We start from the raw sequence: 26,392 nt of genomic DNA on the forward strand, positions 1-26,392 counted from the left end.
AGAACGGCATCCGGGCGCGGCACAAGCGGCGTTACAAGGTGACGACGGATTCCAGACACAGCCTGCCGGTGGCGCCGAATGTGCTCGATCATCACTTCGCGCCCGAGGCCCCGAATCGCGTGTGGACGGGCGACATCACCTACATCGCCACCGCCGAGGGCTGGCTGTATCTGGCGGTCGTGATCGATCTGCTCAACCGCGAGGTGATCGGCTGGTCGATCAAGTCGCGGATGACGACCGATCTGGTGCTTGATGCGCCGTCGGCCAGAACCGGGGGTGCTGTTCCACTCCGACCGTGGCAGCCAGTACGCCAGTCATGCCTACCAGGCCCGTCTGGTCACCTACGGCATGCGCGGATCGATGTCGCGCAAGGGCAACTGCTGGGACAACGCCCCGACCGAGAGCTTCTTCAACAGCCTCAAGAACGAGCGGGTGCATGGCGTGCGTTAGGCGACGCGCGACGAGGCGGCCAGCGACCTGTTCCAGTACATCGCCGTGTTCTACAACCGGAGCCGTCGCCACTCCACCCTGGGATACCTGTCCCCGACCACGTTCCTGCGGAACTGGATCGAACGACAGGATCAGCAAGAAAAGGCAGCATAAGGGCGACCGGTTGGAAGGCGGAAAACGTAGGGCACCTCACTGACCGGAAGCCGGCAAGGTGAGGGTACGACCCACCGGCCGCAGCGGATGTCGCCAGAAAAACACCCGGCCAGGCGCAGATCGGGCCTCAGGGATGGGCGGCCCGCCTTTCCTCGCGGATGAGCGCCTGCAACAGGCCCATCCCGGCCACCATGATGACCGCCGTGACGATCAGCGCACCGTGATAGTTACCCGTGGCGGTGGCGATGTAGCCGGCCATGGCCGGCGCGACGATCTGCGCCACGCCATAACTCAGCGTCATCTTGGCCATCGCCTTGGCGGGGTTGGCCGGGAAATGACGCCCGACGATGGTGAGGGTAAGGCTGACGATGCCGACGAAAGTCGCACCGAACAGCAGCGCACCCAGCACATTGAGGGCGGGGCTGTCGGTTAACACCGGCAAGGCGATCGAGATGACCTGCAGACCGTAGGCAATCATCAGGGCCCGTATCCGCCCCAGGGCGTGGGCGACCCGATCCCACACGAAGCCGGATGGTGCGGCGGCCAGCCCGACGATGACCCAGACCCAGCTCCCCTTGCCGGCGAGCAGGGGCAGTTTCACCAGAATGGCGACGATGAAGGTTGCACTGATCACGAAGCCGAAACCCGCGCAAAAGTAGGAGGCGATCATCAACCACATCCAGCGCTGGGTCGGCGCGGCCAGCGCGGGCGCCACCTGACCCGCGCTGGCCTGCATGCTGACCGGCGCCGGCAGCCAGAACCAGGCGGGCAAGAAGAACGCCAGGCCGAGGGCGCCCAGCCCCAGCCATTGCCGGTCCCAGGTGAGCCAATCCGCCATGGCGCCCACGGCGATCCCCGACACGGCAATGCCGAGCCCGATACCCATGAAATGCAAGCCGAGTTCGGGGCGATGGCCCTGCCGGATCAGCCAGTTCAGGACCAGGCCGGAAGCCAGCAGCAGGCCTCCCGTGCTGGAAAAACCGGCGACGAAACGAAGCCCGGCCCACAGCAGCACGTTGTCGGTCAGCCCCATCGCGGCGGTGCTCAGTACGCCAATCACGAGACCGATCCGGTACAGCACGAATTTACGGCCCAGGTCACTGATCGATGCGGCCAGTAGCGCACCAGACATATAGCCGGCGTAATTGATGGTGGCCAGCCAGCCGCCCGCCAGGTGCGACAGGCCCGCCTGGTCGCGCATGATGGGCAGCATCGGCGTGTAGGCAAAGCGCGCCAGCCCCACCGTGAGGATGAGCGCGCAGATGCCGGCAAAGATGACGCGATGGCGTTCATCCCGCCCGGCCTTGGTCACGGTTGTCACTGCAATATTCATGAGGCCTCACACGTTCGGAAATCGGACGAAAAGCCGGGCCGGATGCAGCGACCCTGACCATCGGCGGCTGACCAGCCTCAAGCCGGGAAGGCCTGAAACTGACCCCGGAAAGCACAGCGTAGCCCCTGCACGGTACAGGGGCGTGCCGGTCAGCGACCCAGCGCGTAGAACTCCGCGTTGGGGCGCATGTTGGTCACGTTGGCGATGCGGTTCGACATGCCGAAGAAGGCCGAGATGCCGGCGATGTCCCAGACGTCGTCCTGGGTGAAGCCGTGGGCCTTGAGCGCCTCGAAATCCGCCTCGCCGACCAGGTGCGCAGACTGCGAGACCTTCATCGCGAAATCCAGCATGGCCTTCTGGCGGGGGGTGAGGTCGGCCTTGCGGTAATTGGTGGCCACCTGATCGGCGATGAGCGGGTTCTTGGCCCGGATGCGCAGGATGGCGCCGTGGGCGATCACACAGTACTGGCACTGGTTGGCGCCGCTGGTGGCGACCACGATCATCTCGCGCTCGGCCTTGGTCAGGTTGCCCGGCTTGTCCATCAGGGCGTCATGATAGGCAAAGAACGCGCGGAACTCGTCCGGACGGTGGGCGAGGGTGAGGAACACGTTGGGGATGAAGCCGGACTTCTCCTGCACGGCGATGATGCGCTCGCGGATGTCGTCGGGCATGTCCTTGAGTTCGGGAACCGGGAAACGGCTGACGGCGGGCTGGTTTTCTTGTGCCAAGTTTTTCTCCTTCCTGTGGTGGGACTGTGCTGCTGATGAAACCGGGTTACCGATTGACGTCCACGATGACGCGGCCGCGGACGGCGCCGTCGAGCAGGCTGGCGGCGAGGGGGATCGCCTCGTCCAGCCCGACTTCGCGGCTGATGCGTTCGAGCTTTTCGACGTCGAGATCGTCGGCGAGGCGCTGCCACGCCAGCAGGCGCTCGGCGCGCGGACACATCACGCTGTCGACCCCCGCCAGCGTGACCCCGCGCAGGATGAACGGCGCGACCGTGGCCGGGAAATCCATGCCCGCGGCCAGGCCGCAGGCGGCCACCACGCCGCGGTACTTGGTGGTGGCGCAGACGTTGGCGAGGACGTGGCTGCCGACAACATCCACCGCGCCGGCCCAGCGCTCCTTGCCGAGGGGCTTGCCGGGCGCCGCGAAGAGGGCGCGGTCCAGCACCTCGCCGGCACCGAGCGACTTCAGGTATTCCGCGTCCTGGGGCCGCCCCGTGACGGCAACCACCGAATAGCCGAGCTTGGCCAGCACGGCGATGGCCACGCTGCCGACCCCGCCCGCGGCGCCGGTGACCACGATCTCGCCATCGGCCGGCTTGACGCCGTGCCGCTCCAGCGCCAGCACGCACAGCATGGCGGTATAGCCGGCGGTGCCGATCGCCATCGCCTGCCGCGGCGAAAAGCGGGCGGGCAGCGGAATCAGCCAGTCGCCATCGAGACGCGCCTTCTGGGCCAGGCCGCCCCAATGCACCTCGCCGACGCCCCAGCCGTTGAGCACCACGGCGTCGCCGGGCTGATAGTCGGGATGGGTGCTCTCCTCGACGACCCCGGCCAGGTCGATGCCGGGGACCATCGGGAACCTGCGCACGACGGGCCCTCTGCCGGTGATCGCCAGGCCATCCTTGTAGTTGAGCGTGGAATGGCTGACGCGGACGGTGACGTTGCCCGCGGGCAGGGCGGCCTCGTCGATGTCCCTGACCGCAGAGCGGTAGCCCGATTCGTCCTTCTCGATCAAGATGCCCTTGAACATACGCATTTCCCCCTGAATTTAGACCGATCGTCTAGTTACGCGCAAAAAAATGTCATCCGTGCGGAAGGCTGGCAAAGAAGAAACCGGCAAACACCTGCAACGGCCTGTCGGTCTGTTCCAGCTTGGCGCGCAGCACCGCCCCTTCCCAGCCGATCCAGAAGCAGGCCGCCAGCTGATCGGTGTCGGCCCCGGGGGCCAGCTGGCCGGCCTGCCGGGCTTCCTTGAGACAGGCCGAGAAGCGGGCCTGCCAGTCCTCGAAGGTCTCCTTCAGCCGGGCCCGGAAGCTCTCGGGCAAGGCCCCCATCTCCTGGCCGAGATTGCCGATCAGGCAGCCCCGGCGGTAATCCAGGCGCGCCATGCCGGCCCTGGCGTCATCGACGAAGGCCTGCAGCCGCTCGAGGGGCGGCAGGCCCCGGTTGCCCAGGTGGCGGTCGAGCTTGCGGGCAAAGAATTCACCGTAGCGCTCGATGAGGGCCAGCCCGAAGGCCTCCTTGCTGGCGAAGTAATGGTAGAAGGAGCCCTTGGGCACCCCCGCCCGCCCGAGGATCTCGTCGATCCCCGTGGCCGAGAAGCCTTTTTCGGTGAGCACCTCGAGGCCCGCCCGCAGCAGCAGCTCACGCGTGTCGGCCAGATCCTCCCGCTGTCGCGGGGGTCTGCCGCGGCGGCGGACGGTTTGAGGTTTTGCTTCCATGGGCAGATATTAGACTGATCGTCTCAAGAAATACAAGCCGGCAGGTTTCCGTAGCCAAGGCCCGCGGCCGTTTTGAGACCGCACCACTCGAAGCGTGCGCCCCCACCGCTCCGGCCGGTGCGCCGCATCTTTCTGGCCTCCCGGTCAGGGCCGCTCAACCCTCCAGCGGCCCGAAGGCCTCGGGGAAGCCGGCCGAATCCTTGTCGTGGAGCGCGATGTCGCGCACGTTCTTCTGGACGGCGACGGACCCGAACAGGCTGAGCAGATAGGCCATCGCATAGAAACCCTTTTCGCTCGACGCCAGGCTGGCATTCCACAGCCCCACGACGAGCAGCAGCACCGCCAGCAGCAGCGAGAGCCAGCACAGGGCGTAGTAGATTGCGGTGACGCGGGTGCCCTCCAGGCGGTCGCGGACGGACTTCTGCAGCGAGACGGCGGCAAACAGGCCGTACATCAGGATGGTGAAGTAATAGCCCTTCTCGTTGAGCGGCATCGTGGAGTTCCACAGCCCCATCAGATAAACGACCGCCCCCACCAGCAGCGCCGCCCATGATGCGCCGACGAAGGCGCCGGTTGGCCGTTGCACGCTTGCACTCATGACTCACCTCCATGAAACCCGAATGAATATACCGATAAAATATAACTGAAATTATATATAGCACAATAAAAAGATCAAGGCGGGCAACGCATCCGGCATGCCCGCCGTACGCCGGCCGGGACAGGCAGCGATTCCGGGTGGTGATTGATGGCCGTCAAGGCCCTCCGGGCGCGGCTGCGCCGACAATCGCCGCATACCCGCCCGGAAAGGCCCGCCATGTTCCGCATCTCCGCCTACGTCCGCGAACTCACCTCACCCACGCCCATCGGGCCGAAGCGCAACCCGCCCGGGCCGGTGGTGATCTGGAACCTCATCCGGCGCTGCAACCTCACCTGCAAGCACTGCTACTCGATCTCCGCCGACAAGGACTTCGCCGGCGAGCTCGACACCCCCGAGGTGTTCCGCGTGATGGACGAGCTCAAGGCCTTCCGGGTGCCGGTGCTCATCCTGTCGGGGGGCGAGCCGCTGCTGCGGCCGGACATCTTCGAGATCGCCGGGCGGGCCAAGCAGATGGGGTTCTACGTGGGCCTGTCGTCCAACGGCACGCTGATCGACGCGTCCAACATCGAGCGCATCGCCGCCATCGGCTTCGACTACGTGGGGGTCAGCCTCGACGGCATCCGCGACACCCACGACAAATTCCGCCGCCTCGACGGCGCCTTCGACCGCTCGCTGGCCGGCCTGCGCCTGTGCCGCGATCTCGGCGTGAAGGTGGGGGTGCGCTTCACGATGACCCAGGACAACGCCGCCGACCTCCCCGGCGTGCTGCAGCTGGTGGCCGACGAAGGCATCGACCGCTTCTATTTCTCGCACCTCAACTACGCCGGCCGCGGCAACAAGAACCGCGCCGACGACGCCCGCCACCGCCTGACCCGCGACGCGATGGAGCGACTCTTCGAGACCGCCCTCGACTACGAGGCGCGCGGGCTGGAACGGGACTTCACCACCGGCAACAACGACGCCGACGGGCCCTTCTTCCTGCAGTGGGTGCAACGCCGCTTCCCCGAGCGGGCGGCGCACATCGAGGCCAAGCTACGCCAGTGGGGCGGCAACTCGAGCGGGGTGAACGTGGCCAACATCGACAACCTGGGCAACGTGCACCCCGACACCATGTGGTGGCACCACACCCTCGGCAACGTGCGCGAACGCAGCTTCGGCGACATCTGGACCGACCTCTCCGACCCGCTGATGGCCGGCCTCAAGCAGTCGCCGCGGCCGGTGAAGGGGCGCTGCGCCGAATGCCGCCACCTGGCGATCTGCAACGGCAACACCCGCGTGCGCGCCCAGCAGCTCACCGGCGACCCCTGGCAGGAAGACCCGGGCTGCTACCTCGACAACGCCGAGATCGGCGTGGCCGACGACACCGCCCGGCTGGAGGTCAAGCCGTGGGTACGCCTGACAGCCGCGTAAACCCGGCCTGAGCCCCGCCGCACCGCACCGGCCGGGCACCGAAATCTGTCGGGCCGCGCCCGACCCACAGCGAATACGCGCCATGAAGATCCTCCGCAGCCTCCTCGCCGCCCTCCTCCTCGGCACCCTGCCCCCGGCGCTGGCCGCCGACGCGCCGGCCCTGTACACCCAGCACTGCGCCAGCTGCCACGGCGCCAGCCGCCTCGGCGGGATGGGCCCGGCGCTGCTGCCCGAGAGCCTGGAGCGCCTCAAGCGCAAGGACGCCGTCGCCACCATCCGCGACGGCCGCGCCGCCACCCAGATGCCGGCCTTCGCGGCGACGCTGTCGGCCGCCGAGATCGACGCACTGGCCGGCTGGATCTACTCCCCGGTGAGCCCCGCGCCGGCCTGGAGCGAGGCCGACATCCGCGCCTCGCGGGTCGAGCCCCATCCGCCCGGCAGCCTGCCCGACACGCGCCAGGGCGACATGGCCAAGGCCGACCCGATGAACCTGTTCATCGTCGTCGAGGCCGGCGACCACCACGTGAGCGTGCTCGACGGCGACTGCATGGAGCGCATCCACCGCTTCCCGTCGCGCTACGCGCTGCACGGCGGGCCGAAGTTCACGCCGGACGGGCGCTACGTGTTCTTCGCCTCGCGGGACGGCTGGATCAGCAAGTTCGACATCTGGAACCTGAAGGTGGTGGCCGAGGTGCGCGCCGGGCTCAATACCCGCAACGCCGCGGTGTCCTCCGACGGGCGCTACGTGGCGGTGGCCAACTACCTGCCCGGCAACCTGGTGATCTTCGACGCCGACCTCAAGCTGCTCAAGGTGATCGCCGGCCGCAACCTCAAGGGCGACGCCACCTCGCGCCTGTCGGCGGTGTACGACGCGGCGCCGCGCAAGAGCTTCATCATCGGCCTGAAGGACCTGCCGGAGATCTGGGAGGTCTCCTACGACCCGGCTGCCCAACCCTTCCACGACGGCTACGTGCACGACTACAAGATGGGCGAGGCGATCGCCACGCCGGGCTTCCTCAACCCGCGCCGCACCGTGCTCGACGTGCCGCTGGATGACTTCTTCTTCACCCAGGACTACGCCAACGTGGTCGGCGCGAGCCGCGACGGCCGCGGCCAGGTGGTGAACCTCGACGTGCGCCGGGCCATCGCGGCCCTCGACCTGCCCGGCATGCCGCACCTGGGTTCGGGCATCTCGTGGCTGCGCGATGGCCGGCGGGTGGTGGCCAGCACCAACCTCAAGGACGCCCAGGTCAGCGTGATCGACATGCAGAACTGGCAGACCGTGGCGACCATCCCCACCCTCGGGCCCGGCTTCTTTTTGCGCAGCCACGAGAACAGCCCCTACGCGTGGGTCGATTCGATGATGAGCCCCACCGCCCGCGACACCCTGCAGGTGATCGACAAGCAGAGCCTCCAGGTGGTCCACGAGGTGCGCCCCGAGCCCGGCAAGACCTTCGCCCACGTGGAGTTCGACCGCCGCGGCCGCTACGTGATCGCCAGCCTGATGGAAAAGGACGGCGCGCTGATCTTCCTGGATGCCAAAACCTTCAAGGAAATCAAGCGCCTGCCGGCCAGCAAGCCGATCGGCAAGTACAACCTCTTCAACAAGATCCAGCGCTCGGAAGGCACCAGCCACTGAGCGCCGGGCGGCCTCAGCAGCCCAGCGCCATCCGCTTCTCGACGTAGGCGCGGCGGCGCGCGTTGAGCTGCTCGGTGGCGGCCGGCGACTGGGGCGTCTGCAGGGCGGCATCCACCCCGCGGATGACCTCCTGCAGTTCCTCGCACAGCAGCGCCTTGGCCACCACATCCGGGGTCGGCGCCACCTCGAGGCGTTCCGGCCCCACCGCGTGCTCGGCGGCGGGCGCGCGGCCCCGCGGCGGCGGCGTCTGGTAGGGGAAGGCCGGCGCGGCGGCGGGCTCCGGCTTGCCCCCCGTGGCACGGAAATGATCCGACCAGTAAGCGATGCCCACGGCCAGCGCCAGGGCCACGAGCAGGGCGGAGCCTTCCTTCACGACCGGCTCTCTTCAAGCCGGCAAACGCCACCGGACACATCCGGAGGGTGACAGCCAAACGCAGGGAAAAACTCAGGGTTCATGGGATTTTCAAAAAGGGGAAAGCGGCCACTGGCCACCGCGGGGATCGAGCATTGAAGGAAGTTTAGCCCCCGCCCGGACAAACGCCTGCGCCATGCGCCACGGCCACATGCCGGTGATTGACCAGGCTCAAGGTGTGGTGGTGGCGGCTGGGCCACTCTGCCAGGCACCCGCTGCATTCCGCAGCCTCAACGGAGCGCCTCTCATGCCTGCCCCCGTGATCGTCGATGCCCGCGGCCTGATGCCGCCCGAGCCGCTCAACCTGACCCTCGAGGCCCTCGACACCCTGCCGCCGGACGGCGAGGTGATCCTGCTGCTCTACCGGGAGCCGGGCCCGCTGTACGACATCCTCAAGCGCAACGGCTACGCCCACCGCACCGAGCGGAGCGACACCGGCGAGGTCTCGGTGCACATCCGCCACGCGGCGGCCCCCTGAGGGCCGCGCCCCGTTCAGTCGTGTTCGGCGAGACGGGCGATATCGTGGATCACGATGTGCTTGCCATGGACCGAGATCAGGCCCATGTCGGACAGCTCGTGGAAGATCCGCGACAGGGTTTCGGGGGTCAGGCTGAGCCGCGAGGCAATCACCTGCTTGCTGGTCGGCAGCTCGACCTCGGCCCTGCCCTGGGCGGCGCCGGCGCCCGGCGCGCAGGGCGTGCCCTCGGCCAGCTGCAGCAGGTAGCCGATGACCCGCTGGATCGACGAGCGCAGCGCGTAGGACTCCACGTCGCGCACCATCGTGTGCAGGCGGATCGACATGCCGGCCAGCAGCTTGCGGGCGAAGCGCGGGTCCTGCTCGATCTGGCCGAACACCGCCTGGGCGCCGATGTGCAGCACCAGGGTGTCGGCCAGCGCCTCGCCGAGCACCGGATAGGGCTGGTCGAGGAACATCACCGCCTCGCCGAAGCTCTGCAGCGGACCGAGGATCTCGACCACCTTCTCGTTGCCCTGGGCCGACGTGAAGGCCAGCTTGACCTGCCCCCACACGACCAGGAAGAACCCCTTCGGCTGCTCGCCGCGCTGGAACAGGCGCTCCCCCTTCTGCAGGCGCCGCTCGCGGGTGGCCGCCGCCATGTGGGCCAGGTCGTCCGGCGACAGCGCGCTGAACAGGGGCATTCGGCTCAACAGGCCTGGGATATCGATCTTCTCGGAGGACATCGCGTGAACCTTTATTTTCTGGGAATTCGGCAAGGCGGGATTCTAACCCTGCCCGCGCGCGCTGCCGCCATCGACGAGGGCATTTGACGATCATGCAAAAACCCATCCAGCTCCAGATGCCCGGCCGCCCGGCGGGGCCGCAGGCCGAAACACCGCCCCCCGCGGGGCCGGGAATCCTGTTCGCCGCGCCCCACCGGCCGATGTTCCTGGCCGGGGCGGCGCAGACCGTGCTGGCCTTCCTGCCCTGGGTGTGGGAACTCCTCGCCCGCAACGGCCTGCTGGCGGGCCCGGCCTGGCCGTGGCCGCCGGGCTGGGTGCACGGCCTGTGGGCACTGTACGGGGTGTTCCCGTTCTTCGTGTTCGGCTTCCTGATGACCGCCATGCCACGCTGGCAGGGCATGCCCGACACGCCGGGCAGCGCCGCCCGGCTGCCCTGGCTGTGCCTGGTGGGCGGCTGGCTGGTGTTCGACGCCGGGCTGCTGCTGGCGCTGCCGGGCCTGCTCGCCGCCGGCCTCGCGCTGGTGCTGGCGGGCTGGATGCTGGCGGCGCGCTTTCTGTTCGGGGTGGCGTTCCGGCCGGGCAAGGCCGGCCTGCATCCGGTGGCGGCCTGGTGCGCGCTGGGCGCCGGGGCGGTCGGGCTGGCGGCCTGGATCGCCTTCGCCCTCGGCGCCGGCGCGGCGGCGGCCCGGATCGGGCTGGCGATCGGCATGTGGTGGCTGCTCACGCCGCTGTTCATGGTGGTCGGGCACCGGATGATCCCCTTCTTCTCGGCCTCGGCCCTGCCCCGATACGAGGCCTACCGCCCCGACTGGACGCTGCGCCTGCTGCTCGCGGTCAGCGCGCTGCACGGGGCGCTGGCGATGGCCGACCTGGCCGCGCTGGCCTGGCCGGCGGACCTCGTGGGCGCCGGCTGCGCCCTGTGGCTGAGCTGGAAGTGGCAGCTCCGGCGCAGCCTGGCGGTGCCGATCCTGGCCATGCTGCACCTGGGCTTCGTGTGGCTGGGCATCGCCTGGCTGCTGTTCGGGCTGCAGGGTCTGCTGGCCGCGGCCGGCATCCCCACCCTCGGCCTGGCGCCGCTGCACGCGCTGGCGGTGGGCTATTTCGCGACGATGACGCTGGCGATGGTGTCGCGGGTCACCCTGGGCCATTCGGGCCGCCCGCTGGTGGCCGACGGCCTCACCTGGCGGCTGGCCCTGGCGCTCCACGGCGTGGCGCTGCTGCGGGTGCTGGCGGACGTGCTGCCGGTCGGCCACGACCCGCTGCTGGCGCTGGCCGGCATCGGCTGGCTGGCGGTGTTCGGCCCCTGGGCCGGCCGGCTGTTGCCGATCTACCTGAAACCCCGCGCCGACGGCCGCCCCGGTTGATGGGAGCCAGGACCGCGAAAACTACCGCAGCCGCCACATTTATTTGCAGATTACCTCCAAAGGAATAGGCCCTATCCCCGGTTGAGCGGACTTCCTTCCTTGGCACGGTGCACCCGAGTCGGCAACATCGTACGAACAACAAAATTGCCAGATTCAGACCATGTCGGAACGTCGAAGCAACGCCAGCCCGGGCCGGGCGGCCCTGCGCCTGAACCCGCAACACACCCTCTTCGAAGCCCTGTCCTACCTCCTGACCCGGGGCCTGTCCTGCGTCCCGGTGGGCGAGGTGGAGGCGGACACGCGCTTCCTGAGCGCCCGGACCCTGCTGCAGGCGTGGCGCGACGGCCTGCCCGGCGAGACACCGATCGCCCGGCTGTCCCTCGACACGACGGCCAGCGAGTCCGGCGAAACCCTCGGCGCCGAGGCCCTGATCAACGGCCTGCCGCTGCTGCTGTGGATGAAGGACCGGGACGGGCGCTTCCTGATCGTCAACCGCAGCTTCGCCGAAGCCTGCGGCCAGCCCGAGCCGATGGCGGTGATCGGCCGCACCGACCGGGCCCTGTGGCCGGCGGAGGTCGCTGCCGCCCAGCGCGCCGACGACCTGGAGGTGATGGCCAGCGGACACCCGCGCACGCGGGTCGAGCAGCTGCCCCGGCAGGGCGCCACCCTGTGGTTCGAGACCTTCAAGGCGCCGGTGCGCGGCCGCGACGGGCAGATCATCGGCACCCTCGGCTTCGCCTGCGACGTAAACGAGCGCCTGCTGGCCGAAGACGAGGCGCGGCGCGGCCAGCAGCGGCTGGCCGACGTGCTGGCCACCATCGGCGAAGGGCTGTGGGAGTGGGACCTCGCCAGCGGCACCTTCCGCCACAACGGCGTGTGGTGCCGGATGCTGGGCCGCAACGTGGACGCGCTGGAGCATGCCCTCGACGGCTTCCTCGCGCTGGTCCATCCGGAAGACCGCGACGAGGTCGCCAGCGCCCTCGAGGGCGGCCTGCGCGACGGCTGCCACACCATCGAGTACCGCCTGCGCCACGCCGACGGCGACCCGATCTGGGTGCGCGACCGGGGCGGCGTGGTGGAATCCGACCCCGACGGCCGGCCGCGGCGGGTGGTGGGCAGCGTGACCGACATCACCGCGCTGCGCATCACCTCCGAGGCGCTGCACGAGAGCCAGACCCGCTACCAGCAGGTCTTCGAGTGCGTTCAGGAGGTCATCTTCCAGACCGACATCCACGGCCACTGGCAGCTCCTCAACCCGGCCTGGGAGCACATCAGCGGCCATGCGGTGGCCGACAGCCTCGGCCACAGCTTCCTCGACTACCTCCACCCGGACGACCGCGAGGCCCGCCGCGAAGCCCTGCGCCCGCTGGTGGAGCGCCACGCCGACAGCTGCACGGCGACCCTGCGCCTGATCCACCGGGACGGCAGCCTGCGCTGGGTGGACCTGGCGGTGCGCGCGGTCGTGGACAACGACGACTGCCTGATCGGCACCTCCGGCACCCTCACCGACGCCACCGCCCGGGTCGCCGCCGAGGACTACCTGCGCCTCACCGCCAGCGTCTTCCGCCACGCCCGGGAGAGCATCGTCATCACCGACCCGCAGTCGCGCATCCTCGAGGTGAACGACAGCTTCTGCGCCGTCACCGGCTACCGCCGCGACGAGGTCATCGGCCGCAACTCCCGCATGCTGCACGCCGACCTCAACGACGAGACCTTCTACGCCGGGATGTCGGAAGCCCTCCGCACCAGCGGCGTGTGGCAGGGCGAAACCTGCAGCCGCCGCAAGAACGGCGAACTCTTCGTCCAGCTCGGCAACATCTCCGCGGTGCGCAACGAGGCCGGCCAGACCACCCACTACGTGGGCCTGTTCTCGGACATCACCGAGCTCAAGGAAAACCAGCGCCAGCTGGAGCACCTGGCCTACCACGACAGCCTCACCCAGCTGCCCAACCGCGCGCTGCTGGCCGACCGCATGCAGATGGCCCTCGCCCAGGCCGAGCGCAACGGCAGCCTCGCCGCCGTCGCCTACCTCGACCTGGACGGCTTCAAGCCGGTCAACGACCGCCTCGGCCACGCCACCGGCGACCGCCTGCTGATCGAGATCGCCCGCCGCCTGCAGGCCTCGACCCGCACCGGCGACACGGTGGCGCGCCTGGGCGGCGACGAGTTCGCGCTGATCTACAACGGCCTCGAGCATTCCGACGAATGCGAGCAGGTCTTCCAGCGCCTGCTCGCCACCATCGCCCGGCCGATCCACATCGACGGCCACGAGCTGCGCGTGACCGCCAGCATCGGCGTGACCCTGTGCCCCCTCGACGGCTCCGACCCCGACACCCTGCTGCGCCAGGCCGACCAGGCCATGTACCTGGCCAAGCAGAACGGCCGCAACGCCTACCACCTCTTCAACCCGGAGCGCGACCGCCAGCTGCGCGCCCAGCGGGACGCCCAGATCCGCATCGAGTCGGCCCTGCGGGCCGGCGAGCTGGAGCTGCACTACCAGCCCAAGATCGACACGCGCAGCAACCGGCTGATCGGGGTCGAGGCGCTGATCCGCTGGAAGCACCCGGAGCTCGGGCTGCGCCTGCCGGGCGAGTTCCTGCCGGCGGTGAGCGAGTCGGGTTTCGAGATCGACCTGGGCAACTGGGTCCTCGCCACGGCCGTCACCCAGCTCGACGCCTGGCGCGGTGCCGGCACGACGACCACGATGAGCGTCAACATCTCCGCCCGCCACCTGGCCCACCCGGACTTCGTGCCCCACCTCAAGCAGCTCCTCGACGCCCACCCCGAGCTCGACCCGGGCCTGCTCGAGCTGGAGGTGGTCGAGTCGCCCACCCTCGGCGACATGGCCGACACCGCCCGGGTGATGGCCGCCTGCAACGCGCTGGGGGTGAGCTTCGCCCTCGACGACTTCGGCACCGGCCACAGCGCCCTCACCAGCCTGCGCCGGCTGCCGGTGCGCAGCATCAAGATCGACCGCTCGATCATCCACAACATGCTCGACGACGCCGACGACATGGCCGCCGTGCAGGGCATGATCGGCCTCGCCAGCGCCTTCAAGCGGGAGGTGATCGCCGAGGGCGTCGAGACGCCGCGCCACCGCCAGGCCCTGCTGCGGCTGGGCTGCCACCTGATCCAGGGCCACGGCATCGCCCATCCGATGCCGGCCGCACGCATGCAGCGCTGGATGCGCGCCTACGCCACCCGCCACTGAAGGCGCGCTTTCAGGAATCGGCAACGCCGCCCCGTTTCATGCGACCATGCGCGGCGCGCAGCCCCGGCCGCGCGCGCCCTTGCCACAACACATTGTAAAAAATGGAATTCCTGACCGACCCGCAACTGTTGATCGCCTTCTTCACCCTCACCGCGCTGGAGCTGGTGCTGGGGATCGACAACGTGATCTTCATCTCCATCCTGGTGGACAAGCTGCCCCCCGAGAAGCGCGCCTTCGCGCGCCGGCTGGGCCTGTTCCTGGCGATGTTCATGCGCCTCGCCCTGCTGGCCGCCCTGTCGTGGATGGCCGGCATGACCGAACCGCTGGTCACCGTGCTCGGCCACGGCTTCTCGGGCCGCGACCTGATCCTGCTCGGCGGCGGCCTGTTCCTGGTCTGGAAGAGCACCCAGGAGGTGCACCAGCTGATGGAAGGCGAGGAAGGCGAAGCCTCCAGCGCCGTCAAGGCCACCTTCGGCGCGGTGATCGTGCAGATCATCATGATCGACATCGTGTTCTCCCTCGACTCCATCATCACCGCCATCGGCATGGTGAACAACCTGCCGGTGATGATGGCTGCGGTGATCGCCTCGGTGGGCCTGATGATGATCGCCTCCGGCCCGATCAGCGACTTCGTCTCGCGCCACCCCACCGTCAAGATGCTGGCGCTGTCGTTCCTGCTGGTGATCGGCGTGGTGCTGATGGCCGACGCCTTCGGCCACCACGTGCCGAAGGGCTACATCTACTCGGCGATGGCCTTCTCGGTGATGGTCGAGATGCTCAACCTGCGCATGCGCGCCCGCGCCGTGGCGCGGGTCGAGCCGGTCAAGCTCCACGAGCCGTACGTGCGCGAAGGCAAGCAGTGAGCGCCGGCGCCTTCGGGCCGCTCACGCCGGACTTCGTGCTCGGCGCGGTCGAGAGCCTCGGCCTCGCCTGCGACGGGCGCCTGCTGACCCTCAACAGCTATGAAAACCGGGTGTATCAGGTGGGCATCGACGACGGCCCCCCGCTGATCGCCAAGTTCTACCGCCCGGGCCGCTGGAGCGACGGGGCGATCCTCGAGGAGCACGGCTTCCTGGCCGAGCTGGCCGAGGCCGAGATCCCCGCCGTGCCGGCCCTGGCGATCGACGGCCACACCCTGCACCACCACGACGGCTTCCGCTTTGCGCTGTTTGCCCGCCGCGGCGGGCGGGCCCCGGAGCTCGACGACCCGGCCGTGCTGGGCTGGCTGGGCCGCTTCCTGGGCCGCATCCACGCGGTGGGCGGGCGCCGGCTGTTTGCCGGGCGGCCGACCCTCGACATCGCCAGCTTCGGCCAGCAGCCCCGCGACGAGATCCTGCACAGCAGCTTCCTGCCCGCCGAGCTGCGCGAGCCCTGGCACACGGTGGTGGACCAGGCCCTCGCCAGCGTGCGTCGCTGCTACGAGCGCGCCGGCGACATCCCGCAGCTGCGCCTCCACGGCGACTGCCACGCCGGCAACGTGCTATGGACCGACGCCGGCCCGCACTTCGTGGACTTCGACGACGCCCGCAACGGCCCGGCGATCCAGGACCTGTGGATGCTGCTCTCCGGCGACACCCCGGCGATGGCCCGCCAGCTCGACCACGTGCTCGAAGGCTACGAGCAGTTCGCCGACTTCGACCCCCGCAGCCTGCATCTGGTGGAAGCCCTGCGCACCCTGCGCCTCATCCACTACGCCGGCTGGATCGCCAAACGCTGGAGCGACCCGGCCTTCCCGGCCGCCTTCGGCTGGTTCGACACCCCGCGCTACTGGCAGGACCAGATCCTGGCCCTGCGCGAGCAGATCGCGCTGATGGACGAATCGCCGCTGGTGCGGCAGTTCTGAGCGGCCGGGCGCGGGCTCACCGCGCCGCCACCCGCCGCGCCGCGCTCAGCCGCCGCGCGGCACACTTGTGGCGCCAGCGCAGCCAGCCGGTCACCAGCAACAGCGTCGGCAGCAGCCCACCCGCAAAGGCCAGCAGCCGGCCGGCGAGCCCGAAGGCTTCGCCGTTGTGCAGCGGGTGCATCCAGTCCAGAAAGCGCTCGCCGGCGGAATCCTGCCGGGTGTCGCGGATCGCCAGCACGCCGCCGCTGCCCGGGTCTATCCACACCTGGTTGCGCGCAAAGCGCCGCCCCGGCTCGCCCGCCCGGTGGAAGCGCAGCGAGATCGGCCGGCCCTGCGCGCCGGGGGTCTCCACCCAGCGCAGCTCGCCGTCCGGAAAGTGCCGCCGCGCGCTTGCCAGCGCCGCATCCAGGGAAATCGCCGCCCCGCCCTCCTCCACCAGCCCGGCCGGCCCGCGGAAGCCCGGCGCCAGCGGCGACACCGCGGCGACCAGCGGGCGAGCCAGCTCCGGCAGCGCCAGCACCACGCCGGTGAAGACCAGCACCGCCAGCAGCACCAGCCCGTAAACGCCGCCCAGCACGTGAAGGTCGTAGGTGAGGCGCACCCGGCCCTTGCGCAGCGCAGGCTTCAGGGCGGCCCTCAGGCGCGCCGGGCCGGGCCACCACAGCACCAGCCCGGTGAGCAGGGACACCAGCAGCAGCACCCCGGCCCAGCCCACCAGCGTGCGGCCGGTCGGGCCGGCGAGCAGGGTGTAGTGGAGGTCGTACAGCCAGGTCATCGCGTAGTCGCCCCAGAAGCGGTGGCTGGTCTCCGCCAGCGTCAGCGGGTCGAGGGTCAGCATCAGGGGGGCGAAGCCGCGCCCGGCAGTTTCGGGCGGGCCGTAGTAGCGGGCCAGCAGCGGCCGGTCGGCGGCCAGGGGCATCTCGATCCGCCACGGCCCGTCGCGCTCCGGATGGAGCGCCTGCAGGCGCCGGAACACCGCCTCGGGCGACGGCGCCGGGGCGGGCCGGGCGACCGCGATCTGCGGGTTGAGGAACTCGTCGAGCTCCAGGTAGAACACCAGCCCGCTGCCGCTGAGCCCGAGCAGCGCGAACAGCCCGCCCAGCCCCAGCCCCACGTACAGGTGGACGCGGAGCCAGGCGCGGCGCAGGGCGGGCTTCATGCGGCGGGCGCTTGCTCAGAAGCGGACGGCCAGGGTGCCGAAGACGCTGCGGGGCGTCCCCGGCGCGTGCAGGCTCTGGGCGCCGTCCCACCACACATACTCGCTGTAGCGGTCGAAGAGGTTGCGGACCAGCAGCTCGGCGCTGACCGCCGGCGTGAGGCGATAGGCGGCGGAGAGGTTGACATGGGCGAAGTTGCCGAACTTCCCGCTGCTGTTGGTCCGCTCGAGGTAGTAGCTGGACTGGCCATTGACCCAGCCCGACACCTTCAGGGCGTCGCTCGCCTGGTAGTCGGCGCCCAGGTTGTAGAGCAGGTGCGGGACGTGGTCGATTTCCCGGCCGGTGGTGGCGACCGAGCTGGCGTCGGCCTTCAGGATCTCCGACTCCTGGTAGGCCGCCGACATCCACAGCCCGAGGCGCCCGATCGGCCGGGCGTTGAGCTGCAGGTCGACGCCCTGGCGGCGGGTCTGGCCGATGTTCTCGGCGTCGTTGGCGGGATCGTTGAGCTTGCGGCGGGCCTCGTTGGAGGCCGTCTGCCGCCACACCGCGACCCGCCCGTCGAGCCAGGCGACCGGCCTGAACTTGACGCCCAGCTCGACGCCTTCGTTGAGCGACGGCGCCAGGTCGCTGGTCTGATTGACCTTGTAGGACGCCGTGCCCACCCCGACCTGGAAGCTGCGCCCCCAGTTGCCGTAGAGCGACCAGGCCTTGCCGGGTGCATAGATCGCCGAGAACTTGGGCTGCTCGATCACGCCGTAGGCGTTGACGGGGTAGGTGATGCCGTTGAGCTGGTTGGTGTAGCTGCCGTGGATGCTGTCGATGCGGTAGGCCGGCACCAGCGTCAGGGCGGGGAGCGGTTTCCATTCCGCCTGCACGAAGGCGCCCTGGGTGTCGAACTCGAAGCTCTGGTTGCGGGTCTGGCTCTGGCGCACCTGGCTGATGGTGTTGTAGCGCTGGCTGCGGTTGTCCTGATGTTCGGCATCGAAGCCGCCCATCACCGACAGTTGCCCGATCGCCGTCTGGCCGCCGCGCCAGGTCAGGGTGTTCGAGATGCCGGTGTGGGTCTCGAGGACGATGCGCTCCTGCTGGGACGCGCCGGCCGAAAACTTCACGAAGCGGTGGTCGTCCAGGTTGTTGAGGTAGAGCTGACCGTTCCAGAACCAGCGGCCGCCGAGCTCCGCCTCACCCTGGACGGCAAACTGGCTCACCTGGCGGCGATCCTCGTCGGTGGCGTTATGGGCCGGCGACTGGTCGGGGTCGACGCTGCGCTGGCTGCGGGTGAGGTAGCCGGCCTCGTCGGCGCGGGCGGTGTAATGGCGGGCGATGAGGCCGAAGCGGCTGGTGCCGCCCTGGGGCGTGAAGGACAGCTTGCCCGAGAAGGCCCCGCCCTGGGCTTCCGAGTGGTCCCGGTAGCCGTCGCTGCGCTGCAGCGCCACCGCGTAGTTCTGCGCCAGGCCGTCCTTCTCGATACCCGCGGCGGCCTGCAGGTCGGTGGTGTTGAAACTGCCGTAGCTCGCCCGCCCGAGCAGGTAGTTGCCGCCGCTGCGGGTGGCGATGTTGGCGTTGCCGGCGATGTTGTGCAGGCCATAGCGGGCGTCGTTGGTGCCGCGCACCACCTCGATGGCGTCGATGTCCAGCCGCGGCGCCAGGTCGATGTAGGGCATGTTGCCGTCGTTGCTGTTGGACGGCACCCCGTCGATCAGCAGCTTGACCGCATTGATCTCGCCTTCCCCGTTGAAGGCGCGCATCGAGAACTTGCCCGAGGTGGTGCCCTGCCCGAACTGGGTGAGCATCACGCCCGGCACCTGGCCGAAGAGCTCCCAGTTGTTCTGCGGGACCAGGTTCTCGATCCGCTCGGAGGGGAGGATGTCCACCGAGGTGAGCAGGCGGCGGGCCTCCAGCGGCCCGCTGGCGCCCGAGCTGACCACCACCTGCCCCAGCGTCAGGGCGGTGTCGGCGCCCGGCGCGGCGGGCTGGGCGAAGGCGGCGCCGGCGCAGGTCGCCCCCAGCGCGAGGGCGACGGGGGTAAGGCGGAAGAGCGTCATCGGAGCAGTCCTCAACAGTCGGCAAAGGGGCCGAACTGTAGCAAGGCGGCTCGTCGAAAACGCTTGATCCAGGCCAGGAAAGGCCCGGGTGCGGCAACGTGTCGCAAGGGCCGGGGCGGCCCCGCGGGGGCGAGGAGCGGACGCGGGTCAGGCGCCCGCCGGCGCCGGGCCGGCGCGGAAGGCGTCGAGCATGCGGCGCATCCGCGCGGCGTCCTCGTCGGTGAAGCCCTGCTTGAAGTCGGTGAGCACCAGCCGCGGGCGGGTCGGCCAGTTGCCCGGCGCGTCGTCCACGGCCAGCCACTCGGCGGTGGGCGCCTTGGCCGCCAGCCACTGGCGCGCCTCGCGCTCGCGCAGGCCGTACAGCTCGTTGGGATTGCGCGGAAAGATCGTTGGGGTGACGTCGATCACCCGCGGCCGGATGTCCTCGGAGAAGCGCGCCACCAGCTTGGGCAGCGAAAACAGCGTCCGCCAGTCGGAAGAGATCACCACCCGGGTCTCGGGATAATCGCGCAGCACCGCCTCCAGCACGGGCAGGCAGCGGAAATCCTCCGCCTGGCTCCACGGGTGGGTGACCCCATCGAAATCGAGGAAGACATAGACCGGCGTGATGCCCGGGGCGGAAAGGTTTTCGGCGGTTTTTTGATGCATCGCAACAATCCGATTGAAGAAATCTGGGAACCTTCCGTTACGGAGGAGTGGACTGTAACGACAAGTCTCTATTATTTTAAGTCGTACATTTGCTGCAGCGCAGTATTTTTCTCTTCCAACGGAGCCCATCCATGAAGCCCATCATCAATCTCGAAGGCAAGGTCGGCCTGATCACCGGTATCGCCAACGAAAAATCCATCTCCACCGGCGTTGCCGAGGCCTGTGTCGAGGCCGGTGCCAAGGTCGTCATCACCTACCAGAACGAGAAGACCCTGGCCTTCATCGAGCCCATCGTCAGCCGCCTGGGGGTCGAGGACGTGATGCTCCTCGACGTCACCAAGCCGGAGATCGTCGACGACGTGTTCGCCCAGATCGACGCCAAGTACGGCAAGCTCGACTTCGCGATCCACAGCATGGCCTTCGCCAAGCGCGACGACCTGCACGGCCGCGTGGTCGACACCTCGGCCGACGGCTTCGCGCTGGCGATGGACGTGTCCACCCACTCCTTCGTGCGCCTGGCCCGCAAGGCCGAGCCGCTCCTCGAGAAGGCCGGTGGCGGCTCCCTGATCACCATGACCTACCTCGGCAGCGAGAAGGTCATCGCCAACTACGGCGTGATGGGCCTGTGCAAGGCCGCCCTCGAGGCCGCCACCCGCTACATGGCCTTCGAGCTGGGCCCCAAGAACATCCGCGTCAACGCCATCTCCCCGGGCCCGCTGATGACCCGCGCCGCCTCCGGCATCGCCGGCTTCGACGGCCTGATGGCCGCCGCGGTCGACCGCTCGCCGCTGCACCGCCTGGTGACCCCGGAAGACATCGGCGCCCTCACCGCCTTCCTGGTCTCCGACGCGGGCCGCAACATGTCCGGCGGCGTGCATTTCGTGGACGCGGGCTACAACATCATCGGGTAAGTCGCCACGATCGGCCATGATCGACCGGCCCGACCCCGGATCGGCCCAGGCGGCCGAGGCCACCTGCCTCCCCGATCCGGTCCCGGCCCACCCCCTGCTCGACGGTCTCACCGAACTCGGGCGGGGGGAATCCTCCATCGTCCTCGCCGCCCCCGACGATGAGCGGGTCTTCAAGGTGGTGAGCTCGCCCGCCGACTACTTCTACCTCGCCGCCGACGACCGCCCCACCGGCGTCCACTTTCCGCGCCTGCTTGCCGACCACGGCGTCGTCGGCAAGGCCAGCAACGGCTACTCCTTCCGCCTGCTCGAGATCGAGCGCCTGCAGCCCCTCGCGGGCGAGGCCGCCGAACTCGGCCGGATCCTCGTCGACGCCTACTGGGAAGGCTGCGAGAAATGGGCCAACATGGGCGTCAATCGCGGCCGCCTGGCCCTCTACCACATCGCCCAGGACCCGCCCACCGGGCTCCCGGCCAGCCTGATCCAGGCTGTTTCGGCCCTGTCGGATTTCATCGAGGAATACCCCGTCCAGCCGGATCTCCTCAACCCGGCCAACCTGATGATGCGCCGGGACGGCACGCTGGTGCTGTCCGACCCGGTCTTCCTGCCCTGACCCGCCGGCCGGGCCTCAGCCCTGGCCTTCCAGCTTGCGCAGGCGCTTCTCGAGGCGCGCCAGATCGTCGCGCAGGGTGGCGGTCGAGTGGGCGAAGGCCTCGAGAGCGGCGTGCTTCACCACCATCGGCTGCTCCTCGCTGAAATACTCGGCGAGGTTGTCCACCACCCGCCGGGCCGTGGACAGATGCCAGTCCGCCACGCCGCGGGCCAGCCCCACCGCCCGGTGGGCGGCGATGTCGCCGACGAGGCGCGCCAGGGCCTCCTCGCCATCCCAGCGCAGCTGGCGCAGCACGAAGCCGAGGGCATCGGCAAAATCGGCGTTGCCGCTGATGCGGATGTCGGCCATCAGGGCCTCGACGCCGCCGATCGCCTTGGGCAACGAGCCCAGCGGCAGCTCGAGGGCGACGTCCGGCTCCGCGGCCACCGCCTCGGTGAAATAACCGTCGTTGTCGATCCCGACGCCGATGTCGACGGGCTTCACCGAGAAGACCGCCGTGCGTCCGGCAAAGGGGGCGAGGCGCTCCCGCGCCCAGGGGGCGTCGGCAAGCAGGTGATTGAGGCCGGCAACGGCCGACGAGACGAGCATCGGGGACTCCCGCAGGGATACGCGAACAGGCCCTATTGTAAAGGCTGCGCGCCGGCCGGCAGCGGCCCGCCAAGGTGAAACACAAAGCACGACGGATGGTGTCATCATCACGGCTCGACCATCCTCGCGAGACCCCCATGCCCCACACCGTCAACCTCAACGCCGACCTGGGTGAAAGCTTCGGCGCCTGGGAGATGGGCAGCGACGCCGACATGCTCGCCACCGTGAACAGCGCCAACATCGCCTGCGGCTTCCACGCGGGTGACCCGCTGGTGATGCGCCGCACCCTGAGCCTGGCCCGCAAGGCCGGCGTGAGCGTCGGCGCCCACATTGCCTACCCCGACCTCCAGGGCTTCGGCCGCCGCCCGATGACGATCCCGGCGCCCGAGCTCGAAGCCATCATCCTCTACCAGCTGGCGGCGCTGGCCGGCATGGCCCGCACCGAGGGGCTGACGATGAGCCACGTGAAGCCCCACGGCGCCCTCAGCAACATGGCCTGCCTCGACCCGGCGCTGGCCGCCACGGTGATCGCCGCGATCAAGGATTTCGACCCCGCGCTGATCCTGCTCGCGCCGGCCCTGTCGAAGCTCGCCGAGGCGGGCTACCTGGCCGGCCTGCCGGTGGTCGAGGAGATCTTCGCCGACCGGGCCTACCTCGACGACGGCCAGCTGGTGCCGCGCTCGCGCCCCGACGCGATGATCCACGGCGCCGAGGCCTCCCTCGCCCACGTCACCGCGATGCTCGACGAGCAGGCGCTGATCTCCGTCACCGGCAAGCGCCTGCCGTGTACCATCGGCAGCATCTGCGTGCACGGCGACGGGCCCGACGCGGTGCGCACGGCGCGCTTCCTGCGCGAGGAACTGCTGCACCGGGACTACCGGCTGGCCCCCCTCGAACTGCTCTGAGCCCGGGAACTGCCGCCCCGGCGGGCAGTCTTCCGCTTAGGCACGCCACCGGAGGAGAGAGAACAACATGAGCAACGTCTCGCACATTCCGTCCTACCTGTCCGCCGAACACCTGGGCCCGTGGGAGACCTTCCTGGTGCAGATCGACCGGGTCGAGCCCTATCTGGCGGCCGAGCTGCGGCCCCTGGTGCCGATCCTGACCCGGCCGATGCGCTCGCTGATCGTCAATGTGCCGATCCGCCTCGACAACGGCGAGATGGCCCACTTCGAGGGCTACCGGGTCCAGCACAACCTGGTGCGCGGCCCCGGCAAGGGCGGCATCCGCTTCCACCCGCAGGTGACCCTGGCGGAGGTGATGGCGCTGGCGGCCTGGATGACCGTCAAGAACGCGGTGGTCAACCTTCCCTTCGGCGGCGCCAAGGGCGGCGTGCGGGTCGATCCGAAGACCCTCTCGCCCGCCGAGCTCGAACGCCTGACCCGCCGCTACACCAGCGAGATCCACATCCTGCTGGGCCAGGACAAGGACATCCCGGCGCCGGACATCAACACCAACGAACAGGTGATGGCCTGGGTGATGGACACCTACTCGATGAACGAGGGCCGCACCGCGATGGGCGTGGTCACCGGCAAGCCGGTGAGCCTGGGCGGCAGCCTGGGGCGCAGGGACGCCACCGGCCGCGGCGTGTTCGTGAGCACCACCGAGGCGGCCCGCCGCCTGGGCCTGGAGATCAGCGGCGCGAAGGTGGCGCTCCAGGGCTTCGGCAACGTGGGCGAAGCCGCCGCCCGCTGCTTTGCGGACGCCGGCGCCCGGGTCGTCGCGCTGCAGGACGACAGCGGCTCGATCGCCAATTCGGGCGGCTTCGACGTGCGGGCCGTCAAGGCCTGGCGCCTGGAGCACGGTACGCTGCACGGCGCGCCGGGGGCGGAGAGCACCTCGGCCGAGGATTTCTGGGCCACCGACGCGGACATCCTGGTGGTCGCGGCCCTCGAGAACCAGATCACCACCGCTAACGCCGGCCGCATCCGCGCCCGCCTCGTGGTCGAAGGCGCCAACGGCCCGACCACTCCCGAGGCCGACCTGATCCTGCAGGAGCGCGGCATCACGGTGATCCCCGACGTGCTGGCCAACTCGGGCGGCGTGACGGTGAGCTACTTCGAATGGGTGCAGGACATCAGCGCCTTCTTCTGGAGCGAAGACGAGATCAACGCCCGCCTCGAGCGCATCATGCGCGAGGCTTTCACCGCGGTCTGGGAAACCGCCCGGCAGAAGGGCATCAGCCTGCGCACCGCCGCCTTCGTGCTGGGCTGCGAGCGGCTGCTGACGGCCCACAAGCTGCGCGGGCTGTATCCCTGACCGCCCCCACGCCCCGGCAGGCCGTGCCGGGGCAGGGCGCCCGCCGGCCCTAGAGCTTGTAACCCCGGTGCAGGGCGACGACGCCGGCGGTCATGTTGAAGTACTCGACGCGGGACAGGCCGGCTTCTTCCATCAGCGTCTTGAGGGACTCCTGGTCGGGGTGCATGCGGATGCTCTCGGCCAGGTAACGGTAGCTGTCGGCGTCCTTGGCAACCTTCTCGCCCATCATCGGCAGCAGCTTGAAGGAGTAGAAATCGTAGGCCGGCGCCAGGGGCTTCCAGACCTTCGAGAACTCCAGCACCAGCAGGCGGCCGCCGGGCTTGAGCACGCGGCGCATCTCGGCGATGGCCTGGTCCTTGTGGGTCATGTTGCGCAGGCCGAAGGCCACCGTGACCACGTCGAAGTGGTTGTCGGGGAAGGGCAGCTTCTCGGCGTCGCACTGGGCCACCGGCAGCAGCAGGCCGTGGTCGACGACCCGGTCGCGGCCGCGGGAGAGCATCGCGTGGTTGATGTCGGTGAGCCACACCTGGCCGGTCGGGCCGACCTTCCTGGCGAAGGCGAGGGACAGGTCGGCGGTGCCGCCGGCCACGTCGAGCACCCGGTCGCCCTTGCGCACGCCGGCGATCTGCACGGTGAAGGCTTTCCAGAGGCGGTGCAAGCCAAAGGACATGAGGTCGTTCATCACGTCGTAGCTGCCGGCGACGGACGAAAACACGCCGCGGACCTTGCTGGCCTTCTCGGACTCGGCGACCTGCTGGAAGCCGAAATGGGTGGTCTTGTCGTTCATGATCGTGAGGAAAGGTCGGTTGTCAGTGGTGCCCGCAGCCGCCGGCCTTGGGGGCGGGCGGGGGCAGATCGGCCGGGTCGCGGCTGCCGCCCTCGGCCTCGAGGCGGAGGAGGTAGGTCTGCCACAGGTCATCGCGGTTCTCGCCCAGCTTGTAGAGGTAGTCCCACGAATACAGGCCGCTGTCGTGGCCATCCGAAAACACCGGGCGGATCGCGTAGTTGCCGACGGGCTCGACGCGCTCGATGGTGACGTCGCGCTTGCCGAGCTGCAGGACTTCCTGGCCGACCCCGTGGCCGCGCACCTCGGCAGAGGGCGAGAAGACCCGCAGGAACTCGTAACTCAATTCGAAGCGCCGCCCGTCGTCGAAGGCGACCTCCATGAGGCGCGAACGCTGGTGAAGCTTGATCTCGGTGGGAACGGGATCGTCCTTGCTGAGGCCGGCCATGGGCTTTCCGTCGTTAAAATGGTGAACCTCGCCATGATACTAGAAGGCCGGCCCGCTGCCGGGCATGGCGGTGGTGGACGGCAAGGTTTCAATCCGGTGACCTGTCATCAAAACTTCAATTTGCTGCAATACACTCCGCCCGTCCCATGATCCCTTGGAGCTGTTGATGCCCGCCACGATCCTTCTCGTCGAAGACGAGCCCGCCATCCAGGAACTCATCGCCGCCAACCTGACGCGGGCCGGACACCACGTGCTGCGGGCCAGTGACGCCGAGACGGGCCAGCGCATCGTGCGCGACGCGCTGCCCGACCTGATCCTCCTCGACTGGATGCTGCCCGGCATGTCGGGCGTGGAGTTCGCCAAGCGCCTGCGCAGCGAGGAGCGCACCCGCAGCATTCCGCTCATCATGCTCACCGCCCGCGGCGAGGAGCAGGACAAGGTCGCCGGCCTCGAGGCGGGCGCCGACGACTACGTCACCAAGCCCTTCTCGCCCCGCGAGCTGGTGGCCCGCATCAAGGCCGTGCTGCGCCGCCGGGCCCCGGAGACCACCGAGGATGCCGTCGAGATCGGCGGCCTGCGCCTCGATCCGGCCACCCACCGGCTGACCGCCGACGGCAAGCCGGTCAACCTCGGCCCGACCGAGTTCCGCCTGCTGCACTTCCTGATGACCCACCCGGAACGGGTGCACTCCCGCGCCCAGCTGCTCGACCAGGTGTGGGGCGACCACGTGTTCGTGGAGGAGCGCACCGTGGATGTGCATATCCGCCGCCTGCGCAGCGCCCTCGAGCCCAGCAACCACGACGGGCTGGTGCAGACGGTACGCGGCAGCGGCTACCGCCTGTCGACCCAGCAGGAAACCGCCACCACGGGGCGCTGAACC

At 69.3% G+C, this 26,392-nt stretch carries 25 protein-coding genes and 1 pseudogene; 13 read left to right on the top strand and 13 right to left on the bottom strand.

Features of this window, described 5'->3' with window-relative positions; genetic code table 11:
* A pseudogene (locus tag ACE3OU_RS03205) lies at positions 1 to 603 on the top strand (IS3 family transposase); the annotation flags it as partial.
* Positions 604 to 730: 127 nt separating this feature from the next.
* Here ACE3OU_RS03205 and ACE3OU_RS03210 read toward each other — a convergent pair.
* From ACE3OU_RS03210 to yiaA, 5 genes are all read right to left on the bottom strand, one after another.
* Positions 731 to 1,936, bottom strand: a complete 1,206-nt coding sequence (locus tag ACE3OU_RS03210) for a YbfB/YjiJ family MFS transporter (protein WP_374240096.1) — start codon at positions 1,934 to 1,936, stop codon at positions 731 to 733.
* A gap of 149 nt (positions 1,937 to 2,085) precedes the next feature.
* Entirely contained in the window at positions 2,086 to 2,664 is a 579-nt protein-coding gene (locus tag ACE3OU_RS03215) for a peroxidase-related enzyme (protein ID WP_374240097.1), read from the bottom strand.
* Between the two features lie 46 nt (positions 2,665 to 2,710).
* On the bottom strand, positions 2,711 to 3,694 hold the full coding sequence (locus tag ACE3OU_RS03220) for an MDR family oxidoreductase (RefSeq protein ID WP_374240098.1): 984 nt from the start codon (positions 3,692 to 3,694) through the stop codon (positions 2,711 to 2,713).
* 52 nt (positions 3,695 to 3,746) lie between these two features.
* Positions 3,747 to 4,385, bottom strand: coding sequence for a TetR/AcrR family transcriptional regulator (locus ACE3OU_RS03225; protein ID WP_374240099.1), 639 nt, complete (start codon positions 4,383 to 4,385; stop codon positions 3,747 to 3,749).
* A 154-nt stretch (positions 4,386 to 4,539) separates the two neighbouring features.
* The gene (yiaA, locus tag ACE3OU_RS03230; RefSeq protein ID WP_374240100.1) at positions 4,540 to 4,971 is read right to left on the bottom strand and encodes an inner membrane protein YiaA; all 432 of its coding nucleotides are present in this window, start codon (positions 4,969 to 4,971) and stop codon (positions 4,540 to 4,542) included.
* Positions 4,972 to 5,199: 228 nt separating this feature from the next.
* Between yiaA and nirJ the strand changes: the two genes are divergently transcribed.
* Positions 5,200 to 6,393: a heme d1 biosynthesis radical SAM protein NirJ gene (nirJ, locus tag ACE3OU_RS03235; RefSeq protein ID WP_374240101.1), complete on the top strand. Its 1,194-nt coding sequence runs from the start codon at positions 5,200 to 5,202 to the stop codon at positions 6,391 to 6,393.
* 82 nt (positions 6,394 to 6,475) lie between these two features.
* Positions 6,476 to 8,032 (top strand): cytochrome D1 domain-containing protein, encoded by a 1,557-nt coding sequence (locus ACE3OU_RS03240; RefSeq protein WP_374240102.1) that lies wholly within the window; start codon positions 6,476 to 6,478, stop codon positions 8,030 to 8,032.
* A 13-nt stretch (positions 8,033 to 8,045) separates the two neighbouring features.
* On the opposite strand, the gene ACE3OU_RS03245 is transcribed toward ACE3OU_RS03240, so the two are convergent.
* Complete coding sequence (locus tag ACE3OU_RS03245; RefSeq protein ID WP_374240103.1) at positions 8,046 to 8,405, bottom strand: hypothetical protein; 360 nt, start codon at positions 8,403 to 8,405, stop codon at positions 8,046 to 8,048.
* A gap of 286 nt (positions 8,406 to 8,691) precedes the next feature.
* Between ACE3OU_RS03245 and ACE3OU_RS03250 the strand changes: the two genes are divergently transcribed.
* Entirely contained in the window at positions 8,692 to 8,922 is a 231-nt protein-coding gene (locus tag ACE3OU_RS03250; protein ID WP_374240104.1) for a DUF2249 domain-containing protein, read from the top strand.
* A 14-nt stretch (positions 8,923 to 8,936) separates the two neighbouring features.
* Here ACE3OU_RS03250 and ACE3OU_RS03255 read toward each other — a convergent pair whose 3' ends face one another.
* Entirely contained in the window at positions 8,937 to 9,644 is a 708-nt protein-coding gene (locus ACE3OU_RS03255) for a Crp/Fnr family transcriptional regulator (protein WP_374240105.1), read from the bottom strand.
* Positions 9,645 to 9,736: 92 nt separating this feature from the next.
* Here ACE3OU_RS03255 and ACE3OU_RS03260 point away from each other — a divergent pair, with 92 nt between their 5' ends.
* The 4 genes from ACE3OU_RS03260 to ACE3OU_RS03275 all read left to right on the top strand — a co-directional run bounded on the left by ACE3OU_RS03260 (position 9,737) and on the right by ACE3OU_RS03275 (position 16,062).
* A complete protein-coding gene (locus ACE3OU_RS03260; RefSeq protein ID WP_374240106.1) occupies positions 9,737 to 11,008 on the top strand; it encodes an NnrS family protein in 1,272 nt (423 codons plus the stop codon).
* A 160-nt stretch (positions 11,009 to 11,168) separates the two neighbouring features.
* A complete protein-coding gene (locus ACE3OU_RS03265) occupies positions 11,169 to 14,219 on the top strand; it encodes an EAL domain-containing protein (protein ID WP_374240107.1) in 3,051 nt (1,016 codons plus the stop codon).
* Between the two features lie 101 nt (positions 14,220 to 14,320).
* The gene (locus tag ACE3OU_RS03270) at positions 14,321 to 15,082 is read left to right on the top strand and encodes a TerC family protein (protein ID WP_374240108.1); all 762 of its coding nucleotides are present in this window, start codon (positions 14,321 to 14,323) and stop codon (positions 15,080 to 15,082) included.
* Positions 15,079 to 16,062 (top strand): serine/threonine protein kinase, encoded by a 984-nt coding sequence (locus ACE3OU_RS03275; RefSeq protein ID WP_374240109.1) that lies wholly within the window; start codon positions 15,079 to 15,081, stop codon positions 16,060 to 16,062. Before ACE3OU_RS03270 ends, ACE3OU_RS03275 begins: the two co-directional genes overlap by 4 nt.
* 16 nt (positions 16,063 to 16,078) lie before the next feature.
* Here the strand turns inward: ACE3OU_RS03275 and ACE3OU_RS03280 are convergent, their stop codons facing one another.
* The 3 genes from ACE3OU_RS03280 to ACE3OU_RS03290 all read right to left on the bottom strand — a co-directional run bounded on the left by ACE3OU_RS03280 (position 16,079) and on the right by ACE3OU_RS03290 (position 19,912).
* Positions 16,079 to 17,221 carry a PepSY-associated TM helix domain-containing protein gene (locus tag ACE3OU_RS03280; protein ID WP_374240110.1) on the bottom strand — a complete coding sequence of 381 codons (1,143 nt, stop codon included), beginning with the start codon at positions 17,219 to 17,221 and terminating at the stop codon, positions 16,079 to 16,081.
* A gap of 15 nt (positions 17,222 to 17,236) precedes the next feature.
* Entirely contained in the window at positions 17,237 to 19,264 is a 2,028-nt protein-coding gene (locus tag ACE3OU_RS03285; RefSeq protein WP_374240111.1) for a TonB-dependent receptor, read from the bottom strand.
* 147 nt (positions 19,265 to 19,411) lie between these two features.
* Positions 19,412 to 19,912, bottom strand: a complete 501-nt coding sequence (locus ACE3OU_RS03290; protein ID WP_374240112.1) for an HAD domain-containing protein — start codon at positions 19,910 to 19,912, stop codon at positions 19,412 to 19,414.
* A 131-nt stretch (positions 19,913 to 20,043) separates the two neighbouring features.
* Between ACE3OU_RS03290 and fabI the strand changes: the two genes are divergently transcribed.
* On the top strand, positions 20,044 to 20,823 hold the full coding sequence (fabI, locus tag ACE3OU_RS03295; protein WP_374240113.1) for an enoyl-ACP reductase FabI: 780 nt from the start codon (positions 20,044 to 20,046) through the stop codon (positions 20,821 to 20,823).
* A gap of 16 nt (positions 20,824 to 20,839) precedes the next feature.
* Positions 20,840 to 21,433 carry a hypothetical protein gene (locus tag ACE3OU_RS03300; RefSeq protein WP_374240114.1) on the top strand — a complete coding sequence of 198 codons (594 nt, stop codon included), beginning with the start codon at positions 20,840 to 20,842 and terminating at the stop codon, positions 21,431 to 21,433.
* Between the two features lie 15 nt (positions 21,434 to 21,448).
* Here the strand turns inward: ACE3OU_RS03300 and ACE3OU_RS03305 are convergent, their stop codons facing one another.
* A complete protein-coding gene (locus tag ACE3OU_RS03305) occupies positions 21,449 to 22,021 on the bottom strand; it encodes an SCP2 domain-containing protein (protein WP_374240115.1) in 573 nt (190 codons plus the stop codon).
* 137 nt (positions 22,022 to 22,158) lie between these two features.
* On the opposite strand from ACE3OU_RS03305, the gene ACE3OU_RS03310 reads away from it, so the two are divergent.
* Both ACE3OU_RS03310 and ACE3OU_RS03315 read left to right on the top strand, forming a co-directional pair.
* A complete protein-coding gene (locus tag ACE3OU_RS03310; RefSeq protein WP_374240116.1) occupies positions 22,159 to 22,926 on the top strand; it encodes a LamB/YcsF family protein in 768 nt (255 codons plus the stop codon).
* A gap of 67 nt (positions 22,927 to 22,993) precedes the next feature.
* Complete coding sequence (locus ACE3OU_RS03315; protein ID WP_374240117.1) at positions 22,994 to 24,280, top strand: Glu/Leu/Phe/Val dehydrogenase; 1,287 nt, start codon at positions 22,994 to 22,996, stop codon at positions 24,278 to 24,280.
* Between the two features lie 49 nt (positions 24,281 to 24,329).
* Here the strand turns inward: ACE3OU_RS03315 and ubiE are convergent, their stop codons facing one another.
* Together ubiE and ACE3OU_RS03325 are read right to left on the bottom strand one after the other, a co-directional pair.
* A complete protein-coding gene (gene ubiE / locus ACE3OU_RS03320) occupies positions 24,330 to 25,067 on the bottom strand; it encodes a bifunctional demethylmenaquinone methyltransferase/2-methoxy-6-polyprenyl-1,4-benzoquinol methylase UbiE (protein ID WP_374240118.1) in 738 nt (245 codons plus the stop codon).
* Positions 25,068 to 25,089: 22 nt separating this feature from the next.
* On the bottom strand, positions 25,090 to 25,512 hold the full coding sequence (locus ACE3OU_RS03325) for a gamma-butyrobetaine hydroxylase-like domain-containing protein (RefSeq protein ID WP_374240119.1): 423 nt from the start codon (positions 25,510 to 25,512) through the stop codon (positions 25,090 to 25,092).
* A gap of 166 nt (positions 25,513 to 25,678) precedes the next feature.
* Here ACE3OU_RS03325 and phoB point away from each other — a divergent pair, with 166 nt between their 5' ends.
* Positions 25,679 to 26,389, top strand: a complete 711-nt coding sequence (phoB, locus tag ACE3OU_RS03330; RefSeq protein WP_374240120.1) for a phosphate regulon transcriptional regulator PhoB — start codon at positions 25,679 to 25,681, stop codon at positions 26,387 to 26,389.
* Positions 26,390 to 26,392: the final 3 nt, after the last annotated feature.

Origin of the sequence: Zoogloea sp. (assembly GCF_041908905.1) — a bacterium.
Classification (GTDB): domain Bacteria; phylum Pseudomonadota; class Gammaproteobacteria; order Burkholderiales; family Rhodocyclaceae; genus Zoogloea.

Coding starts and splice junctions, on each gene's coding strand:
- ACE3OU_RS03225 (WP_374240099.1), bottom strand. CDS start 4,385: ATGGAAGCAAAACCTCAAACCGTCCGCCGCCGCGGCAGACCCCCGCGA.
- ACE3OU_RS03315 (WP_374240117.1), top strand. CDS start 22,994: ATGAGCAACGTCTCGCACATTCCGTCCTACCTGTCCGCCGAACACCTG.
- phoB (WP_374240120.1), top strand. CDS start 25,679: ATGCCCGCCACGATCCTTCTCGTCGAAGACGAGCCCGCCATCCAGGAA.
- ACE3OU_RS03290 (WP_374240112.1), bottom strand. CDS start 19,912: ATGCATCAAAAAACCGCCGAAAACCTTTCCGCCCCGGGCATCACGCCG.
- ACE3OU_RS03310 (WP_374240116.1), top strand. CDS start 22,159: ATGCCCCACACCGTCAACCTCAACGCCGACCTGGGTGAAAGCTTCGGC.
- ACE3OU_RS03305 (WP_374240115.1), bottom strand. CDS start 22,021: ATGCTCGTCTCGTCGGCCGTTGCCGGCCTCAATCACCTGCTTGCCGAC.
- ACE3OU_RS03210 (WP_374240096.1), bottom strand. CDS start 1,936: ATGAATATTGCAGTGACAACCGTGACCAAGGCCGGGCGGGATGAACGC.
- ACE3OU_RS03285 (WP_374240111.1), bottom strand. CDS start 19,264: ATGACGCTCTTCCGCCTTACCCCCGTCGCCCTCGCGCTGGGGGCGACC.
- ubiE (WP_374240118.1), bottom strand. CDS start 25,067: ATGAACGACAAGACCACCCATTTCGGCTTCCAGCAGGTCGCCGAGTCC.
- ACE3OU_RS03265 (WP_374240107.1), top strand. CDS start 11,169: ATGTCGGAACGTCGAAGCAACGCCAGCCCGGGCCGGGCGGCCCTGCGC.
- ACE3OU_RS03300 (WP_374240114.1), top strand. CDS start 20,840: ATGATCGACCGGCCCGACCCCGGATCGGCCCAGGCGGCCGAGGCCACC.
- ACE3OU_RS03255 (WP_374240105.1), bottom strand. CDS start 9,644: ATGTCCTCCGAGAAGATCGATATCCCAGGCCTGTTGAGCCGAATGCCC.
- ACE3OU_RS03260 (WP_374240106.1), top strand. CDS start 9,737: ATGCAAAAACCCATCCAGCTCCAGATGCCCGGCCGCCCGGCGGGGCCG.
- fabI (WP_374240113.1), top strand. CDS start 20,044: ATGAAGCCCATCATCAATCTCGAAGGCAAGGTCGGCCTGATCACCGGT.
- ACE3OU_RS03325 (WP_374240119.1), bottom strand. CDS start 25,512: ATGGCCGGCCTCAGCAAGGACGATCCCGTTCCCACCGAGATCAAGCTT.
- ACE3OU_RS03270 (WP_374240108.1), top strand. CDS start 14,321: ATGGAATTCCTGACCGACCCGCAACTGTTGATCGCCTTCTTCACCCTC.
- ACE3OU_RS03280 (WP_374240110.1), bottom strand. CDS start 17,221: ATGAAGCCCGCCCTGCGCCGCGCCTGGCTCCGCGTCCACCTGTACGTG.
- nirJ (WP_374240101.1), top strand. CDS start 5,200: ATGTTCCGCATCTCCGCCTACGTCCGCGAACTCACCTCACCCACGCCC.
- ACE3OU_RS03220 (WP_374240098.1), bottom strand. CDS start 3,694: ATGTTCAAGGGCATCTTGATCGAGAAGGACGAATCGGGCTACCGCTCT.
- ACE3OU_RS03250 (WP_374240104.1), top strand. CDS start 8,692: ATGCCTGCCCCCGTGATCGTCGATGCCCGCGGCCTGATGCCGCCCGAG.
- ACE3OU_RS03240 (WP_374240102.1), top strand. CDS start 6,476: ATGAAGATCCTCCGCAGCCTCCTCGCCGCCCTCCTCCTCGGCACCCTG.